We start from the raw sequence: 18,153 nt of genomic DNA on the forward strand, positions 1-18,153 counted from the left end.
GGAATTAGATTATGGCAAAAAGAAAAGCTGTTAGAAAAAAAGTAGTAAAGAAGAATGTATCTCGCGGGATCATTCATATTGCAGCGTCATTTAACAATACATTGGTAACTATTACTGATGAAATGGGAAATATGATCGCTTGGAGTTCTGCTGGTAGCCTTGGTTTCAAAGGTTCTAAAAAATCTACGCCGTTTGCAGCGCAAGCAGCAGTTGAAGATGCAGTAGAAAAAGCAAAAGTACATGGTATCAAAGAACTTGGTATTAAAGTACAAGGTCCTGGTTCTGGTCGTGAGACAGCAGTTAAATCTGTTGGCGCTATCGAAGGAATCCGTGTTACATTCATGAAAGATGTTACACCATTACCACACAACGGTTGTCGCGCACCTAAGCGCCGTAGAGTTTAAGGAGATTACTGATGGCAAGATATAGAGGTCCAGTAGAAAAAATCGAAAGAAGATTTGGAGTAAGCCTTAACTTAAAAGGTGAGCGTCGTTTAGCAGGAAAAGCTGCTTTAGAAAAACGTCCATATGGCCCAGGTCAACATGGTCAGCGTCGTAAAAAAGTTTCTGAGTATGGTTTACAACTTAATGAGAAACAAAAAGCAAAATTCATGTATGGTATTTCTGAAAAGCAATTCCATGCACTATTTGTTGAAGCAAAACGCCGTGATGGAAATACAGGTACAAACCTTATTACACTTATCGAGCAAAGATTAGACAATGTTGTTTACAGAATGGGATTCGCATCTACTCGTAGATTCGCTCGCCAACTTGTAACACATGGTCACATCCTTGTAGATGGTAAAAAAGTAGATATCCCTTCTTACCGTGTTAAACCGGGTCAAAAAATAGAAGTAAAAGAGTCTAGTAAAACAAACAACCAAATTCAACGTGCTATTGAGCTTACAAACCAAACAGGTTTAGCTCCATGGGTTGACATCGATGCTGAGAAAGTTTTTGGTATCTTTACTCGTCTTCCAGAGCGTGAAGAAGTTGTTATTCCAGTTGAAGAACGTTTAATCGTTGAGCTTTACTCGAAATAATAATTAATAAAAAGGGCGTAAAAGTATGAAAAAAATTAAAACTACTCCACTTGCTCCTCAAGAGTTTGAGGTAGAACAAATTAGTGAGAATGAAGCTAACATTATGGCATATCCGTTTGAAACGGGTTATGCTATCTCTTTAGCTCATCCACTTCGCCGTTTTCTATTAAGCAGCTCAGTTGGTTATGCACCGATCGCTATCAAAATCGAAGGTGCAAAACATGAGTTTGACTCAGTTCGTGGTATGCTCGAAGATATTTCTGATTTTATTTTAAATCTTAAAGAGATTCGTTTTAAACTAAACAATGATGCAACAGAGGCAGAGATAAACTACAGCTTTGCAGGTCCATGTACAATCACTGGAGCTGATCTTAGTAATGATGAGGTTGAAGTTGTGACTCCAGAAGCACACCTTGCAACTTTAAATGAAGATTCTACATTGAACTTCAGCATCAAAATCGCTCAGGGTATCGGATATGTTGCAAGTGAAGATACAGCTGCAGAAATCGCTGATGATGATTACATTGCACTTGATGCATATTTTACACCTGTAAGAAGTGCAACATATAAGATTGAAAATGTACTTGTAGAGGACAATCCTAACTTTGAAAGAGTTGTTCTGAACATCAAAACTGATGGTCAAATCTCTCCTGTTGATGCATTTAGAAACTCTTTAGAAGTTATGTACGCACAATTAGCTGTATTTAATTCAGAGATCAGTATCAAAGCACCAAGTACAATTGAGAGAGTTGAAGAGTCGCCGGATCTTAAAAAACTAACGACTAACATTGATAGTTTGGGATTGAGTGCTCGTAGTTTTAACTGCCTTGACCGCTCAAATATTAAACTCATTGGAGAGATCGTACTTATGAGTACAAATGATCTTAAAAATGTAAAAAATCTTGGTAAAAAATCTTACGATGAGATCGTAGAGAAAGTTCAAGAGTTCGGTTTTACAGTTGGTGCTGATCTAGAAGATGATGTAGCAACTGCACTAAAAAAGAAAATTGAAGCAGCTTCTTAAGAAGCGCTAATTAAAGAGGAATAAGATATGAGACACCGTCATGGATATCGTAAACTAGGTCGTACAAGTGCACATAGAAAAGCACTTTTAGCAAATCTTAGTATTTCGTTAATTGAACATGGTAAAATTGAAACTACTGCTGTAAAAGCTAAAGAGCTTCGCTCTTACGTTGAGAAGTTGATCACTACTGCTAGTAAAGGTGATTCAAACTCTCACAGAGCAGTATTCGCTGCGCTTCAAAATAAAGAAGCAACAAAAAAATTAGTAAACGAATTAGCACCTCAATATGTTGAGCGTGCTGGTGGTTACACTAGAATCACTAGAACTCGTATTCGTCGTGGTGACGCTACACCAATGGCATTTATAGAATTAGTATAATCAGTTTACTTATTCTATGAAGTTGGGGCTTTTGCCTCAATTTTTTTACTCTCCACTTTCCACATTCTAAACTACTTTACAACAGAGGACTTAGATTATGAGTACTTTCGCATTTGGAACCTACAGAGTAAATGATGAAAATCTATTACACATTGAAGCACTGAAAGAAGCCATTGATCTTGGCGTACGAGTGATCGAAACAGCCCCTTATTATACAGACGGCGGCGCACAAAGGGCTGTTAAAAAAGTTATGCAGCTTTTTGAAGACAAGATTCGTGATGAGATAGAGATCATCTCAAAATGTCTCTTGCCAAAAGAGAATGATCAAGATATAAAAGCTCTTATCCATGAGCAAATAGATGCATCATTGGAAAATCTCCAGCTCTTAAAGATTGAAAGCTGTTTGATCGAAGATTGTGCTGAATCATCTCTTTTGGAAGTTTTTACGGCTTTTGAAAAGGCTGTAAGAGAGGGTAAAATCCAGAGTTACGGTATGAGTGCAGACAGCATCAAAGATATTGAGAGTGTGCTGAGCACTGCTAAAGAAGCAGCGCAAAAAACGGGTAATGAAGAGCACTCTTTTACGACTTTGGAACTGCCTGTCAATATGTTGGAACAAGAGAATCTGAAAACAGCAAAAGAGGCAAAGAAACATGGTTTAAGAGTGCTCTCAAACAGACCTTTAAATGCCCAAAAAGACGGACTCATGTACAGACTTGCAGAGTATGATGAACCGCAAGAGTACTACCATACGCTCAATGAGCTTTTGGAGATATGTGATAATGATGATCTGCGGGTTTTGTATAACCTCATAGAGCAAATGGATGCAAATAAGCATAAGTTCGGTTTCATCGGAGAGTATGACACCTTTCTTAGCCTGCAGATACTGCCGCATATCAAAAAAGCGATTGAAAATATACATGAAGATGTTTTGGATGTTCTTCTTGAATACATCGAGCGTTTTTTACGAAATTATCGAGAGATGGTAGCTTATGAATCAGCAAAGATGACACGAACGACACTCAAAGAGTATTTTAGCGATTGCAATGCAAAAATGCAAGAGTGTGCACTTCGGTTTTTACTTCAAAATGATGGTATTGACAATATTGTCATTTCAATGCGTCAGCCACGTTATGTGCAAGAGGTTATGGCTTTAAAAGCGTAGTTAATTAAATAATTTATAGCTTATTAAGCGATTTTGTCATATTTTATGATATAAATATAAGATTGCAACAGAAAAAGGAAAACTATGATCCCGTTTAGTGATGAAGAACTTATGGAGCCGGTAAGGCATGTAATAGATAAAGTACGTCCCTCATTAGCACTTGATGGTGGAGACATTGATTTTGTAACGGTCAAGAACGGCAATGTGTATGTACAGCTTAAAGGTGCATGCATAGGCTGTTCAAGCAGTGGTTCTACGCTGAAATACGGTGTGGAGAGACAGTTGAGAATGGATATTCATCCTGAGATATGTGTGGTTAATGTACCAATGGGTATGGAAAACGATATAGATAATTTATAAGAGAAAAATGAGCACAATTAGTAAATATAAGATTTTATCACAAGCAAAAGAGAGTTTTTCAAGAGCGGAGTATGAAAAAGCGTTGGAAAAATTCGCCGAAGTTTTGCAGAACTATCCAAACTCGAAAGAGGCGTATAACGGAGTCATTCTTTCTGAAATGGCAATGAGTGGTGAAATGGGTGCAGAAGCACTGTTTGACTATTATGAGATATTGCGTGAGGAAGATAAAGAAGAAGCAGATGCCGTTATGACAGAGATACTGCAAAATATGGACGGAAGTCTTGAAAAGCTTGGAGAAGCTTTCACGCAGCCTCTGCGTGATCGTATAGAATTTGAAGACGGTATTTTGTACAGCGATTTTAAAAAGCTACTCGACAAAGGTGCTGATTTTAAAGAGACTTTTGAAAATATAATGTTCTCAACGCGTGTTATCATTACAGAAAAAGAGGATTTTTTAGATTTTTTAGATAAATTGATCGAACACGGTTTTACAGAGATGGCTTTGACATATCTTGAAAATGCACTGAGCGTCTATCCTTCCGATAAACTGCTAACAAAACTACTCAAAAAACTTGCACAGGGGAAAAATATTGAAAATTGAGCTTCCCGACCAACCTTACAGATATGTTACTGAAAACTCTCAGGAGTGTGACAGTGAGACAGCTTTTGTTCTCACAACACAAAATGAAAAATATTTAGACGATGCAAAAGCAAAAGGTGCTCATTCTGTCATAAAGATTCAGGATATCGCTTCGCTTTTTGGTGTTGACAAGATTAAAATCGTCGGCATCACGGGTACGAACGGCAAAACGACAACGGCGAGTGCCATCTACTCCTTTTTACTTGATCTTGGCTATAAAGCGGCAATGCAGGGAACACGTGGTCTTTTTATGAACGATGAAGCAGTGGAAGGCAAGACACTGACAACCCCTTCTGTTTTAAATACATACAGACATATCTATCAGGCGGTTGAAGCGGGATGTGAGTATTTCATTATGGAAGTGAGTTCTCACGCAATAGCGCAAAAGAGAATCGAAGGCCTGCCGTTTGAGCTGAAAATTTTAACAAACATCACACAGGACCATCTTGATTATCATAAGAGTATAGAAGAGTATATTAACATCAAAAACTCTTTCTTTAAAGATGAGGGTAAAAAACTCATCAACAAAGATGAACCAAAAGCAAAGTTCAACTTTAAAAATGCCTATACATACGGCATAGAAAATCCTGCGACATACAGATTGATGGCATATTCTTTGAATGACGGCAGCAGCGGCATTATTCAACATTTCCAAGAGATCGTGCCGTTTACCGCTTCACTGCATGGTTTTTTCAATCTTTACAATCTCATGGCGGCTATTTCGGCAACCCATCTCATTACGGACAAATCACTCCAAGAAGTGGCTGATGTTGTTGATAATTTTGCAGGGGTGAGCGGTAGAATGGAGCAGGTGTGTGCAGCGCCGAATGTTATCGTTGATTTTGCACATACGCCTGACGGTATGGCGCAGGTGCTCAATGCACTCAAAGAGAAAGAACTGCTTGTCGTTTTTGGTGCGGGCGGGGACAGAGACAAGAGCAAACGTCCTCTTATGGGTCGTGTTGCTGCATCTTTGGCTAAAAAAGTTTATGTAACGAGTGATAATCCTCGTCATGAAGATCCCGATGCGATTGTTGATGGTATTCTCAGCGGCATAGAGGACAAAAGTAATGTCGTGGTTGAGCTCAATCGTAAAAAGGCCATAGAGATGGCACTTGATGAACAAGAAGGCGAAGAGGTGGTTGTCATCCTTGGAAAAGGGGATGAGAACTATCAGATCATTTATGATGAAAAGCTACCTTTTGATGACAGAGAAGTTGTCAGAGAACTTCTGAATATCTAAGCTCATCAGCATGAAAACACTACTGTTTCTACTGCTGCTTGTAAATTCTCTTTTTGGTTTTGAGTATTGGCAGTATGTAGATAAACATTATAAGTTTACAACGCAAAAAGAGTTACAAAAAAAATATAAAACAGTTATCTCTCCTTACTTTCAGAGCCATAAACTTCACTTTTTCAGCACTCCCGAAAATATAAAAATAGCCTATAAGATCTTTAAGGTAAAGCATGCAAAAGCTGTTATCGTTATCTCAAGCGGACGCAGTGAAGGAATGGTCAAATACCAGGAACTCATTTATGATCTCAATCGTAACGGCTACTCTGTCTATATTTTAGATCATCGAGGGCAAGGGTATTCACAAAGATTGTTACCAGATACAAAAATAGGGTATGTGGAAAGTTTTTTCCATTATGTCGATGATCTGAAGTTTTTTGTAGAAAATTATGTTCCTAAAGACAAAAAGAGAGTATTGTTAGGCCACTCAATGGGCGGAACAATCGCATCGCTTTATGCCGAAGTCTATCCTCATGATTTTTCTGCATTAATTCTCTATTCTCCTATGCATCAACCCAATTTAATTTTACCTGTCATGAGTACACTGCTATGTGATCTTATGGAAAAAAAGAAGAGAAATCTAAGCAATTATATAGTTGGAACTGCTTCTTACGATATTACAAAACAAAACTTTGATGAGAACGATCTGACACATTCAAAAATACGATACGAAATTATGCAGCAGGCATATAGAGATGAGCCTCAAACCAAGATTGGCGGACCGAGCGTCAAATGGGTGCAGGAAGCTTGTAAATGGAGTAAAATAGCAGTTGAGAATGCCTCTTTGATACAGATTCCAACACTGCTGCTGCAAGGAGAAAAAGATCAGGTTGTCAATGCGGATGCTCAGGAAGAATTTTGTAAGAATGCTCATTCACATTGCCATGGGTATACAATAAAAGGGGCATACCATGAACTCTATATCGAAAAAGACGGTATGCGTCAAAAAGCCTTGAGCGCTATTTTAGATTTTATCTCTAAAATCTGAAGTTCACACCGACATAGCCTATATGAAGCGTTGAATCGGGACTGTTCGTTGAGTTATTGTCAAGTTTTTGATACGAAACACCTTTGTATTCGTATGCGAGTTCGATATCAAAATGTTCACCCATCGGAATAAAAAGACCGGCTCCGAGATTAAAGCTTCCATAGGTAAGCGATCCGTTATTCAGATCAGCGGGAGTGTCCATGTAGCCTGCACCAAATCCGGCTTTTAAGAATGGATTGACATAGATGCCGAAGTCGAATGCCTTTAGAAGTTCTACATTGAATCCGTATTTTTTACCGTCGTTGGCATCGAAGACCTCTTTGTTGTTATCGACATAATCGAGTGAGAACTCTACGGCATATGCTTCTCTGTCTCCATAGCCAAGCTTCAGGCGAGCTGCATTGTTACTGATTGTTTTGTCATTGCCGTTGTAAGATACAGTTTCGTTGTTGTAAGCGTAGCCTGTACCGAGATAGATTTTTGATTCGCCAAAAAGGAGTGAAGATAAGAGAAGTAAAAGGAGTGTGATTTTTTTCAAGTGACTGTCCTGATTTTTTAGCAAAATTATATCTAAAAAGTTGCATGCTAACTTAAAAATATAAACTTATTTGCGTGCATTAGAATTTTGCTGAAGAATTTTGCTATAATTGCACAAAAATTTTAAGGACTATTTCTATGGGAATTCCACAACCGGCATTTTATATCTTCAAGTGTGAGCAGTCTGCTCCTCCGGGTATGCCAAAACCATCATGTGTCACACCGCAAACACAGGATCTTTTCCAATATCTTGCACAATCTTTGATGAAAGAGGGCATTATGGGAACGGTACAGCCAATTCGTACTTCATGCATGAATCGCTGTCAAATGGGCCCTGTAATGCTTGTTGAGCCGGGTCATACAATGTACGCAGGTTTAACTAAAGAAAAAATTGATAAAATTGTACAAGAACATATCATTGGCGGTAACGTAGTTGAAGAGTATGTTATCGATAAAGAGATGTGGGACGAGCCAATCAGCCCTGCTGATATGAAAAAACAGATGGGAATGTAGGAAAAGTAATGACAATAGAGATGTTGTACAGTAAAATCCATCGCGCTACCGTAACAGATGCCAACTTAAACTATGTCGGCTCTATCACGATAGATGAAGAACTTTTAGAAGCTTCGAAGATGCGTGTTGGACAAAAAGTAGAGATACTCAACATAAACAACGGTGAGCGTTTCTCTACTTACATTATCCTCGGTGAACGCGGTAAACGTGATATCTGTCTCAATGGTGCAGCAGCGCGTAAAGTTCATAAAGGTGACAAGATCATCATCGTTGCGTATGCGACCTATGATGAAAAAGAGTTGGCGGATTATAAGCCAAAAGTCGTTCTTTTGAACGATGACAACAATATAGACGCAATCCACGACGAGATCTAATCATGTTTGAAAATATGGGTGATTTAGGTAAAATGCTTCAGGGATTTGAAGCCAATGCCCAAAAACTCAAAGATGAACTTGCCAACAAAACCTTCTCCGTCAAAAGCGGCGGCGGTATGGTTGAGTTGACACTCAACGGAAACGGCGAAGTGATCGACTTGAACATTGATGATGAACTGCTTGAGGATAAAGAGTCACTGCAGATTCTTCTCATCGGTGCCATCAACGATGCCAATAAAATGGTTCAGCAGAACCAGCAGCAGAGCGCTTTAGGGATGCTCGGCGGTATGGGCGGAGTGAAGTAGGTGTTTGCACGCCTGCTACTCCTCGGCTCTCTTCTTTTTATAAACCTCTACGCCTGCAAAGGCGGCTATGCATCCTGTGTAGCAAAAGTCAAAGACTCTCACGCAATACAAAACAATTCTCTTTCTATTCCCGTTTCAAAAACAGAGCGACTCGTCTACTCACGCAATATACCCAATGCAAAAATTATAAAACAGGACCCTTTTTTATCTCTGTATCTTATAGAAGAGAGCAAACCTTTTGCCTATCCGTTTGATATTAACATGCGTCTGCAGTTAGGCACTGCCATCGTAACAGATAAAAAAGCTTATGAAGGAAAGTTCCTGCATAATCAGATAGGACTAAACACTTTGGCAAGTTATAGTGAGACACTTGTCTATCCCGCTTTAGTGACAAGTTCCTGCTGTTCACTTGAAGGAGTAGTAACGCCAAGAGGTATTATTCAAAGAGAATATCTGAACCATTTCGTTACAACAAAAAACAATCTCTATGGAGATATAGGCATCCGTGTTAAGAATGAAAAGGGTTCTGTCATCGTAAAAGCAAGTGATCCGTTTATGAAAAACAACCCTTTTTTACAAGGTGACTGTATTGTAGGTTTTGACGGTAAAAAGATAGATGCCGCGTCTGTGTTGATGTGTAAGATTCTCTTTTCAAAAGTCGGTTCAAAACATAGAGTAAAAGTAAAACGCGGCTCAAAACTGTACACATTTACAGTAATGGTTCAGCAACGATATGGCGGCGGTGAATTGAGTGATACTTTTTTGGAATCACGCGGACTTTATTTCGATGCAAAACTGCATTTGACAAAAATAGGCAATGCATTTCAGAAATATGGACTACACATCGGTGACAGACTGATTCAAGTCGATGGCGTAAAAGTTGAGAATGAAGCAGCATTGCGTGAGTATCTGCAAAAGACAAAACATTACAAATCTCTCTTGTTTGAGCGTAATGGCTTCCAGTTTTTTGTAAACATTAAGTAGAAAAAAAGTACAATTTCAAATGCAAAAATTCGAGCAGTTCTTATTAGATAATTTACCGCAATCACAAAGCATTCACCCGCACTATGAAGCAGCACTGCACAACATGCTCAAAGCAGGTGGTAAGCGCTTTCGTCCTGCTCTTTTACTCGGTGTTGTGAAGGCTTATAATCCTTTGATGAGTGAGTCTGCTTATCATGCGGCTTACGCCATTGAACTGCTGCACACTTACTCGCTTATCCATGATGACCTGCCGGCAATGGATGACTCACCGCTTCGCCGTGGTAATCCTACGCTGCATGTTGTTTATGACGAGGTAACGGCGATACTTGTCGGTGATGCACTCAATACCTATGCTTTTGAGATCCTTTCTACAGCACCTTTTTCGGATGAAACAAAAGTAAAACTCGTTCGAGAACTTGCCCAAAATGGCGGGCTTAACGGAATGGTCCTCGGACAGGCGATAGACTGCTATTTTGAAAACAAACCGCTTGCAATCGAAGATATCAAGATCCTTCACACAAACAAAACGGCAAAGCTCATAGCGGCATCTCTGAAGATGGGTGCGATCATTGTCGGGCGTGAGGATATGGCACAGGAGCTGTATGATTTTGGTATCAAACTTGGTCTGCTATTTCAGATTCAGGATGATATCTTAGATGTCACGCAGTCAAGTGAAGAAGCAGGAAAACTGACGAATAATGATGAAGCAAAAAATAGTTTTGTAACTATTTTAGGGCTTGATGAAGCTCTACGTGAGGCAAATATTCTAGCAGATGAGCTGACACAGCAGATGGAAAGCTTTGATGAGAGCCTGCAGCGTGAGCTCTCACCAATACTTACGAAATACATAAACAGACATAAATCGACTTCTTAGAAAACTCTTTTTTTAAAAAGCTTTCTAAGAAGTCTAATATATAAGGAATAAAAACATGAATGACAATACAATGCGTCAAAAGATGGCAAACACAATACGATTTTTAGCAGCTGATATGGTTCAAAAAGCAAACTCAGGCCACCCGGGTGCACCGATGGGACTTGCTGATATTGCTGTAGTTTTAAGTGAACACCTAAAGCACAATCCAAAAAATCCTTCATGGTTGAATCGTGACAGACTTGTCTTTTCAGGCGGTCACGCAACAGGGCTTATTTATTCGCTTTACTATTTGTGGGGATACGGCTTGGAGATAGAAGATCTCAAAGAATTTCGTCAGCTCGATTCGAAAACTCCTGGACATCCTGAATATGGGCATACAGCCGGTGTAGAGATCACTACAGGACCGCTTGGACAGGGTATCGCAAATGCTGTTGGTTTCTCTATGGCTTCGAAATTCATGGGTGCTCAGGTTAATTCTGAGACTGCAAAACTCATCGATCACAATGTTTACTGCCTGTGTGGTGACGGTGACCTCGAAGAGGGTATCTCTTATGAAGCATGTTCTATCGCAGGACATAATAAACTGGATAATCTCATTCTCATTTATGACTCTAACCGTATTACTATCGAGGGAAATACCGATCTTTCCATCTCAGAAGATATACGCGCGCGTTTTGAATCACAGGGTTGGGAAGTATTAGAGTGCAACGGACATGATTATGTTGAGATAGATGCAACGATAACTCAGGCAAAAAAAGCTGACCGTCCGGTCATCATCATTGCAAACACAATCATTGCCAAAGGTGCAGGACCGCTTGAAGGTTCACACCATGCTCACGGTGCACCGCTTGGAGAAGATGTCATTGCTGATGCAAAACGCGGTGCGGGATTTGATCCTGAGAAAAAATTCTTTGTTGATGATGATGTACTGGTACGTTTTCGATGCGCCATAGAAGAGGGTGATCTTGCAGAGCGTGAATGGATCCATTCACTTAAAACGGCACCGCTGATGGAGCAAAACGAAGCGCTTGATGCACTTTTAAACCATGATTTTTCAAGAATTGAGTGGCCGACTTTTGAAAAAGCCGATGCGACAAGAAATACAAACGGTAAGGTGCTTAATGCCATTGCCAAAGCGATTCCTGCTTTTATCGGCGGTTCTGCTGACCTCAGTCCTTCTAACAAAACATACCTAAACGATATGGGAACATTTCCAAAAGGAAAAAATATCTACTTCGGTATTCGTGAGCATGCTATGGCTTCCATTGCCAATGCTATGGCGCTTTATGGACCTATTATGCCGTTTACTTCGACATTCTTCGTTTTTTCAGACTACCTTAAACCGGCAGCGCGTATTGCAGCACTTACGGGTATTCAACAGTTCTTTATATGGACGCATGACAGTATCGGTGTAGGTGAAGACGGACCGACTCACCAGCCGATAGAGCATCTTTCTCAGTTCCGTGCACTGCCAAACTTCTACGTTTGGCGTCCGGCTGACGGCGCAGAGAATGTTGCAGCATGGAAAACAGCACTGCAGATGAAAAAATCTCCATCTGCTTTTGTCTGCTCACGCCAGTCGTTAGCACTGCTTCCAAAAGCTGTTAAAGGAGAAGCTGCACGCGGTGGTTATCTGCTTGCAAGTGACAATGATGCGGTTATCACATTAATGGCAAGTGGAAGTGAAGTAGAACTTGCTCTAAATACAAAAGAGGCACTCAATGAAAAAGGTGTCCCTGCAAATGTTGTCTCTGTGCCGTGTTATGACCTCTTTATAGAACAAGAACAGTCTTACATCAATGAGATCATCGTACCGGGAACAAAACGCGTTGCCATTGAAGCGGCTCGCGGACTTGAGTGGTATAAACTTGCCGATGAGGTCATCGGTATGGACACTTTCGGCGCTTCAGCACCTGCCGGTCAGCTTTTTGAGAAGTTTGGCTTTACGGTCGATGCTCTTTTAGAAAAAATAAAATAAGCTGATAGTTTTTATTTGAATTAGAGGTAGGTTAAAACTTTAACACCGGCAAAGATAATACCTAAGAAGATGACGGAAGTGATGAGCACGAGTGCCGTAACGATTTTTGGCTCGCAGTCATAGAGCGATGCGAGATTGACATTGGCAACGGCAAGCGGCATCATCAACTCTATGAAGATGATGCCTTTTATCATGGAGTCGAGTTCTATAAAGTACAAGACACTAAAAGCTATGAGCGGCAGAATAAGAAACTTAAATCCGACAACCCATGCAATAAGCATCCTGTTAATCTCCCGTATTTTTGTACCGTAGAGATAGATACCGAACAAAAAAAGCTGCATGGTCATGGAAGCATACGCACCCATCATCAGCATATTCATGATAGTCTCACTCGGTCGGTAGCCCTTTGCACTTAAGATGATGGCTATGATGGCAGCCCAGAGTATAGGCAGTTTTATGATGTTTTTCAATGAAGTCTTTACATCAAAACTGCCGCGTGAGTAGAAATAGACGCCGATAGTATAGACAACGAATACATTGACGAGATTGACAACGGTCGTGTAGGGTATGGAAGCCTCTCCGAAGATAGCGATGTTAAGCGGGATGCCGAGGTTTCCTGTGTTGCCTATGATGGCAGCGACCATAGCGATGGAGTACTCTTTCTTGCGTGAGAAGAGCCGATGGGCAAAAAAAGCCAGAAGCATCAATGCAGCCAGAACGATAAGTAGGTAGATACTCGGTGCATATAAAAGGGTGATGTCCACCGGATGCAGCAGCAGTCCCCAAAATGTCAAAAAGACCTGTAGGAAGTAGACATTTAAAAGAGTGATAGTCCTGTCGTCTATCTGCTCTTTAAAGCTGCGTTTTGCGAGATAGCCCATGATAATGAAGATATAGATACTCAGGATTGAAAAAATTATTGAACTCATACAGGAATTCTACTATAATTACCCTATGCAAACAATAGAAGAAATAGAAAAAATAATAGAGGAGAATATGGCAGTGATGCTTTACTTCTCAGCACCGACATGTAATGTCTGTCATGCACTCAAGCCAAAACTGCTCGATGCCATTACGACGAACTTCAAAGAGTTTAAAATCACCAGTATCGATGTCTCGATTGAACAGGAGACTGCGGCTCACTTTAATGTTTTTGCCATTCCTACACTTTTAATATTTTTAGACGGCAGAGAGTTCATACGAAAATCGCGCCATATGTCCGTCGATGAAGTCGTGCGTGAGATAGAACGTCCTTATAATATCATGATATCTTAAACAGTAAATAATAGAGTTTTTAAGTTACAATTTAAAAGGCATGGACTATAATGCTTCTCACAACTTTGTGAGAGGACGAGAATATGCCAAAACCAACACCAACCTCCAATGAAAAAAGACTTTCGGATGATGAATTTATCGTATCAAAAACAGATACAAAAGGTAAGATAATCTACGGAAACAAGATCTTCATTAAAATTTCCGGATATGAAGAGTCTGAACTCCTTGGTGCGCCGCACTCTATTTTGCGTCACCCAGATATGCCAAAAGCCGTTTTCAAACTCTTATGGGACAGAATACAGAATAACGAGGAGATCTTTGCCTATGTAAAAAATATGTGCAAAGACGGTTCTTATTACTGGGTACTTGCTAATGTTACTGTTACTTTGGATAAGAATGGAGGTGTAAGAGATTATCACTCCGTTCGTAGGAAACCTTCACCGAAATCGATGGAAGTTATACCGGGACTTTACCAAAAACTTCTTGAGGAAGAGAAGCGTTCAGGTATGGAAGGTTCAATGCAACTATTAAATACTATCTTAGATGAACAGGGGGTGGATTATGACACTTTTATCTTCAATTTACAGCACTAAGCAGACACTTGCTCTTTACCTTTTGATGCTTGGCATCGTTATCTATCTCTTTATTGTCGGCCAAGCTGTTGCAGCCGGTATTATTTTGGTTGTTGCCCTTGGAACGATTTTCATGGGCAGCAGTACCGGCGGTGATGCCTGTAATAAGATCTTTAACGATCCACTCATTCAACAAGTGCGAGATGTGCTTATAAAAGCTGGTAATGGAGAACTTTCGTATAGAATTACCAATATTCCCGATACACATGTTATGCAGGGCGTTGCATGGGGTGTGAACAATCTGCTCGATCAGACAGAACAACTGATGCGTGATATCAATACTTCTGTCGCAGCAGCGAATGATGGTAAAAGCAACAGACTAATCTTTGAAGCGGGATACCGCGGGGACTTTCGAAGTGCTCTTCCTGATCTCAATCTTGCAATTCAATCAATAAGTGAATCTTACAAGTCGGCACAGCGTAGTGAAATGGGGCGTGATTTTGACATCAATTCACAAGGAGGGGTTTCAAAAGGTCTCTCTATCATTCAAGAAGATATTTCATCAAATCTTGGAGCTGTTGAGAAGATTGCAAATTCGACGGCTGCAACGGCAAAAGAGGCTGAAGATGCACAGGATGTCGTTAACAAGATCACAAATAACCTTGAAGAACTTACACAGCTCATTACAAATTCAAATGATGCTATCAGTTCTCTAAACGAGAGAACGACAGAGATCAGTGATGTGGTCAACCTTATTAAAGATATTGCCGAACAGACAAACTTGCTTGCACTCAACGCTGCCATTGAAGCGGCTCGTGCGGGTGAACACGGACGTGGTTTTGCCGTTGTTGCCGATGAGGTAAGAAAGCTGGCGGAACGTACACAAAAAGCAACGCAGGAGATTGCCATAACGACGCAGACACTGCAGCAAGAAGCTACTGAGATACAATCAAACTCAGAGCAGGTTACAGAGATAGCCGTCTCTTCACAGGGAGATGTCAATAACTTCCACGAAACACTGAGTAACTTTGCGGTAACAGCGGATATGTCGGCGAAAGAGGGAAAATACATTCATGATTCACTCCATTCGTCTCTTATTAAAGTGGACCATATTATCTTTAAACATAAAGCGTACAGAGCTATTTTAGAAGAGAATGAAGAAGCGGCATCACAGTTTACAGATCATCACGGCTGTAGAATGGGGAAATGGTATGATGGCATAGGCAGAGAGATGTTTGGAAAAACAACTGCCTTTAAAACATTAGATGCCCCTCATGCTAAAGTTCATGCAAAAGTGCTGGAAACATTGAAGTGTACAAAAATGAAAAATTGTATTTCCAGAGACAATAGAGATTTTATTGTCAATAATATGAAAGAAGCTGAAGAGGCGAGTTTTGTACTGTTTGACCTCTTTAAAGAGATGGTGAAAGAGGGAAATCCGGAAGTAAATATTGCGTAACTGCTTCGCTTTACTTCATAAAAGCGAGTAAAGCGGCTGTAACGGCTACATTTAAAGACTCTACACCCCGGTTCATGGGAATAATAAGCTTTTTGTTGCAAAGCTTTGCAACATCAGGGCTTATGCCTTCACTCTCATTCCCCAAAACAAATATTGTTTTTTCAGAAGTTTGTATATCATAGAGACTCTCTTTTGCATCAAGAGAGAGTGCATATATATCTGCACCGTTTAGCTCACGCAAGGTGTCTTCGAGTTTCTCACAAAAATAGATCGGTAGTTTGAAAAGTGTCCCGGCACTCGCTTTGACGACAAGCGGTGAGATCTTCGCTGAATTTTTCTTTGGAAGGATGATGCCATCAATATTGCCCGCCGCGCAACTGCGTATGATCATACCGAGATTTTGAGGATTGTGAATACCTTCAAGTGCAATAAGCCTGTATGAGGTGAGTTTTTGCAGTTCACTTGCGTGAGCATAGCTCTTGGAGATGATGTCAATAGCAACGCCCTGATCCTGCTTGGCATTTTTAGAGATGCGTGAGAGGGCATTTTTATCATGATGTGTTATTGCAACACCACGCTCTTTTGCAAGCAGTAAAATCTTCTTTATAGCACCGTCGGGTTTGTTTGAGTTTGCCATATGAAGTTTATGGATCTCGATACTCTTGTCTTGCAACATCTCTATGACAACATTTCTGCCATAGAGAGTGATAATCTTTTCAAAGAAGGCTTTTTTCTCTCTGTATGCTTTTGAATCTTCGTTCATACTCACTCCACTATATTGTAAACTATTTCAGTTTTGTTTTTTGTCTGTTTGATCTCATGTACCAAAAGATTCTCAATCTCTAATTTCATAAACTCATCAAGACTCTCTATCTTGTTTTTTGCTACCTCACGCAGTACAATGCCTCTGTAGGCTTTTGCCCAATGTGAAACTGTTTTGCCGTTTTTTAAGAACTTGAGCGTTGTAAAAGGTTTGTTGGCTTTATAGAACTTGTCATAGTAACCCGCACGCAGATCTAAAATATCATGTTCACCGAGATAGAGATCAAGCTGGTAGGAAAAGCACTCTTTATAGAATTTGTCAGGAGCGATATCTCCTATGGAATTTCCCTGTTTGACTTTGTAGTTGGCAATGGTATCGCCGCCGAGAATCGGTCCGTAGAGATTTGAAAAGATAAGTGTATGCTCACGCAGATAGGCTTGCGTGAGCGTGTCCTGTTCTTTATACTGCAGGTAATCATAAGCCACACCGTCATAACGTTCGATGGCATGCATAAGAGGAGAGTTGAATATATCAACAATATAGGGTGTGCACTCACTGAACTTCTTAAAGCCAAAAAGTGCTTTGATTGACTCTTCATTACTGCTGAGAATGATATCTCTGTAGGTACTCAGTATTTCATCCCTTGCGTGAGGTGCACCAAAAAGTTTTTCTTCTCTCTCTTCGCCGCCGGTAATTTTACCTTCTGATGGTGAAAATAGTATTTTTAACATAAGAATTTCAATCCTGATAAATTTTTATCTAATTATATCTACTTAATGGTATAATATTCGCAAATCATTGAAGAAGAGCCTATGGAAGATGTGAAAAGACAGCACAGTATCAGAGTACTAGGAGCCTTTGGAACAAAGGCAAAAGGCTTTGGAACGACATCTTTTATGCTTAATCCCACAACGACGGTTGACGCAGGGAATCTGCTTGATGCTTTGGAAAAAGAGTCCATAGAGGTAGAAAACATCTGGCTCACACATTCTCATCTCGATCATATCGTAGACATCGCCTATATCTTAGACAACTATTTCAGCCAAAGAACAAAAACACTCAACATTATGGGTTTGCCTGAAACGATCAAAGCAGTCAAAGAAAATTTCTTAAATGACACTGTCTGGCCGGATTTTTCCACTATAAAGCTTTACGGTAAAGATGCAATGGTTGTCAAATATATAGAGATAGAAGCAAATAAGAGCTATCAAATCTCTGAAAATGAAACAATCAGGCCTTTCTTGACAGACCATACAGTTGCAAGCTGCGGTTATGTCTATACGATCGATAATGCATCAGTTATGATAACGGCAGATACATACTCTTTGGATAATGTAAAAAATATCCTGGAAACTAACCCGGATATAAAGAGTGTCATTATAGAGTGTTCTTTTTCAAACAACATGAAAACTTTGGCGCTAGAGAGTAAACACCTGACGTCAGAATTGCTTTTTGCACAACTTAACAGCTTCAAAAGAGATGATTTTTCACTCTATATTAATCATATAAAACCGACATACAGACAAAAAATTGTGGAAGAAATAGAAGCGTTCAGGGGAAAATGGAAGCCAATTATATTAAAAGATGAAGATTTTGTATATTTTCGCTAAAAACCCTTGACATTGAAT

At 39.9% G+C, this 18,153-nt stretch carries 23 protein-coding genes; 19 read left to right on the plus strand and 4 right to left on the minus strand.

The window, feature by feature from the left end; translation table 11 throughout:
- The first annotated feature begins 11 nt into the window (after positions 1–11).
- From rpsK to FM071_RS01175, 9 genes are all read left to right on the plus strand, one after another.
- Positions 12–404: a 30S ribosomal protein S11 gene (rpsK, locus tag FM071_RS01135; protein ID WP_193111222.1), complete on the plus strand. Its 393-nt coding sequence runs from the start codon at positions 12–14 to the stop codon at positions 402–404.
- An 11-nt stretch (positions 405–415) separates the two neighbouring features.
- On the plus strand, positions 416–1,042 hold the full coding sequence (gene rpsD / locus FM071_RS01140) for a 30S ribosomal protein S4 (RefSeq protein WP_193111223.1): 627 nt from the start codon (positions 416–418) through the stop codon (positions 1,040–1,042).
- Between the two features lie 25 nt (positions 1,043–1,067).
- Positions 1,068–2,066, plus strand: a complete 999-nt coding sequence (locus FM071_RS01145; protein ID WP_193111224.1) for a DNA-directed RNA polymerase subunit alpha — start codon at positions 1,068–1,070, stop codon at positions 2,064–2,066.
- A 27-nt stretch (positions 2,067–2,093) separates the two neighbouring features.
- The gene (rplQ, locus tag FM071_RS01150; protein WP_193111225.1) at positions 2,094–2,444 is read left to right on the plus strand and encodes a 50S ribosomal protein L17; all 351 of its coding nucleotides are present in this window, start codon (positions 2,094–2,096) and stop codon (positions 2,442–2,444) included.
- Positions 2,445–2,541: 97 nt separating this feature from the next.
- Positions 2,542–3,609: an aldo/keto reductase gene (locus FM071_RS01155; RefSeq protein ID WP_193111226.1), complete on the plus strand. Its 1,068-nt coding sequence runs from the start codon at positions 2,542–2,544 to the stop codon at positions 3,607–3,609.
- Between the two features lie 84 nt (positions 3,610–3,693).
- Positions 3,694–3,969 carry a NifU family protein gene (locus FM071_RS01160; protein ID WP_193111227.1) on the plus strand — a complete coding sequence of 92 codons (276 nt, stop codon included), beginning with the start codon at positions 3,694–3,696 and terminating at the stop codon, positions 3,967–3,969.
- Between the two features lie 7 nt (positions 3,970–3,976).
- The gene (locus tag FM071_RS01165) at positions 3,977–4,570 is read left to right on the plus strand and encodes a hypothetical protein (RefSeq protein WP_193111228.1); all 594 of its coding nucleotides are present in this window, start codon (positions 3,977–3,979) and stop codon (positions 4,568–4,570) included.
- Complete coding sequence (locus FM071_RS01170) at positions 4,560–5,852, plus strand: UDP-N-acetylmuramoyl-L-alanyl-D-glutamate--2,6-diaminopimelate ligase (protein ID WP_193111229.1); 1,293 nt, start codon at positions 4,560–4,562, stop codon at positions 5,850–5,852. Before FM071_RS01165 ends, FM071_RS01170 begins: the two co-directional genes overlap by 11 nt.
- Positions 5,853–5,862: 10 nt before the next feature.
- Positions 5,863–6,891: an alpha/beta fold hydrolase gene (locus FM071_RS01175; protein WP_193111230.1), complete on the plus strand. Its 1,029-nt coding sequence runs from the start codon at positions 5,863–5,865 to the stop codon at positions 6,889–6,891.
- On the opposite strand, the gene FM071_RS01180 is transcribed toward FM071_RS01175, so the two are convergent.
- Entirely contained in the window at positions 6,881–7,429 is a 549-nt protein-coding gene (locus FM071_RS01180; RefSeq protein ID WP_193111231.1) for an outer membrane protein, read from the minus strand. The two genes, FM071_RS01175 and FM071_RS01180, sit on opposite strands and share 11 nt — an antisense overlap.
- 137 nt (positions 7,430–7,566) lie before the next feature.
- Between FM071_RS01180 and FM071_RS01185 the strand changes: the two genes are divergently transcribed.
- The 6 genes from FM071_RS01185 to tkt are packed head-to-tail and all read left to right on the plus strand — an operon-like array spanning position 7,567 to position 12,456.
- Positions 7,567–7,941, plus strand: a complete 375-nt coding sequence (locus tag FM071_RS01185; protein WP_193111232.1) for a (2Fe-2S) ferredoxin domain-containing protein — start codon at positions 7,567–7,569, stop codon at positions 7,939–7,941.
- Positions 7,942–7,949: 8 nt separating this feature from the next.
- Entirely contained in the window at positions 7,950–8,315 is a 366-nt protein-coding gene (gene panD, locus FM071_RS01190; protein WP_193111233.1) for an aspartate 1-decarboxylase, read from the plus strand.
- 2 nt (positions 8,316–8,317) lie between these two features.
- Positions 8,318–8,620 carry a YbaB/EbfC family nucleoid-associated protein gene (locus tag FM071_RS01195; RefSeq protein ID WP_193111234.1) on the plus strand — a complete coding sequence of 101 codons (303 nt, stop codon included), beginning with the start codon at positions 8,318–8,320 and terminating at the stop codon, positions 8,618–8,620.
- Entirely contained in the window at positions 8,621–9,604 is a 984-nt protein-coding gene (locus FM071_RS01200; protein WP_193111235.1) for a DUF7488 domain-containing protein, read from the plus strand. It abuts the gene before it with no gap.
- Positions 9,605–9,623: 19 nt separating this feature from the next.
- Positions 9,624–10,478 carry a polyprenyl synthetase family protein gene (locus FM071_RS01205; RefSeq protein WP_193111236.1) on the plus strand — a complete coding sequence of 285 codons (855 nt, stop codon included), beginning with the start codon at positions 9,624–9,626 and terminating at the stop codon, positions 10,476–10,478.
- Positions 10,479–10,533: 55 nt separating this feature from the next.
- On the plus strand, positions 10,534–12,456 hold the full coding sequence (gene tkt, locus FM071_RS01210) for a transketolase (RefSeq protein ID WP_193111237.1): 1,923 nt from the start codon (positions 10,534–10,536) through the stop codon (positions 12,454–12,456).
- A gap of 20 nt (positions 12,457–12,476) precedes the next feature.
- Here the strand turns inward: tkt and FM071_RS01215 are convergent, their stop codons facing one another.
- Complete coding sequence (locus FM071_RS01215; RefSeq protein ID WP_193111238.1) at positions 12,477–13,385, minus strand: AEC family transporter; 909 nt, start codon at positions 13,383–13,385, stop codon at positions 12,477–12,479.
- A gap of 25 nt (positions 13,386–13,410) precedes the next feature.
- Between FM071_RS01215 and FM071_RS01220 the strand changes: the two genes are divergently transcribed.
- The 3 genes from FM071_RS01220 (at position 13,411) to FM071_RS10885 (ending at position 15,762) form a co-directional block, all read left to right on the plus strand.
- Entirely contained in the window at positions 13,411–13,731 is a 321-nt protein-coding gene (locus tag FM071_RS01220; RefSeq protein WP_193111239.1) for a thioredoxin family protein, read from the plus strand.
- An 83-nt stretch (positions 13,732–13,814) separates the two neighbouring features.
- Complete coding sequence (locus FM071_RS01225; protein ID WP_193111240.1) at positions 13,815–14,324, plus strand: PAS domain-containing protein; 510 nt, start codon at positions 13,815–13,817, stop codon at positions 14,322–14,324.
- Positions 14,293–15,762, plus strand: a complete 1,470-nt coding sequence (locus FM071_RS10885; protein ID WP_193111241.1) for a methyl-accepting chemotaxis protein — start codon at positions 14,293–14,295, stop codon at positions 15,760–15,762. Before FM071_RS01225 ends, FM071_RS10885 begins: the two co-directional genes overlap by 32 nt.
- Positions 15,763–15,772: 10 nt before the next feature.
- Here FM071_RS10885 and FM071_RS01235 read toward each other — a convergent pair whose 3' ends face one another.
- Both FM071_RS01235 and FM071_RS01240 read right to left on the minus strand, forming a co-directional pair.
- Positions 15,773–16,525 carry a TrmH family RNA methyltransferase gene (locus tag FM071_RS01235; protein WP_193111242.1) on the minus strand — a complete coding sequence of 251 codons (753 nt, stop codon included), beginning with the start codon at positions 16,523–16,525 and terminating at the stop codon, positions 15,773–15,775.
- A 2-nt stretch (positions 16,526–16,527) separates the two neighbouring features.
- Complete coding sequence (locus tag FM071_RS01240; RefSeq protein WP_193111243.1) at positions 16,528–17,256, minus strand: YaaA family protein; 729 nt, start codon at positions 17,254–17,256, stop codon at positions 16,528–16,530.
- 81 nt (positions 17,257–17,337) lie between these two features.
- Here FM071_RS01240 and FM071_RS01245 point away from each other — a divergent pair, with 81 nt between their 5' ends.
- On the plus strand, positions 17,338–18,135 hold the full coding sequence (locus FM071_RS01245; RefSeq protein ID WP_193111244.1) for an MBL fold metallo-hydrolase: 798 nt from the start codon (positions 17,338–17,340) through the stop codon (positions 18,133–18,135).
- Positions 18,136–18,153: the final 18 nt, after the last annotated feature.

The sequence above is a fragment of the Sulfurimonas paralvinellae genome (assembly GCF_014905135.1).
Taxonomy (GTDB): domain Bacteria; phylum Campylobacterota; class Campylobacteria; order Campylobacterales; family Sulfurimonadaceae; genus Sulfurimonas; species Sulfurimonas paralvinellae.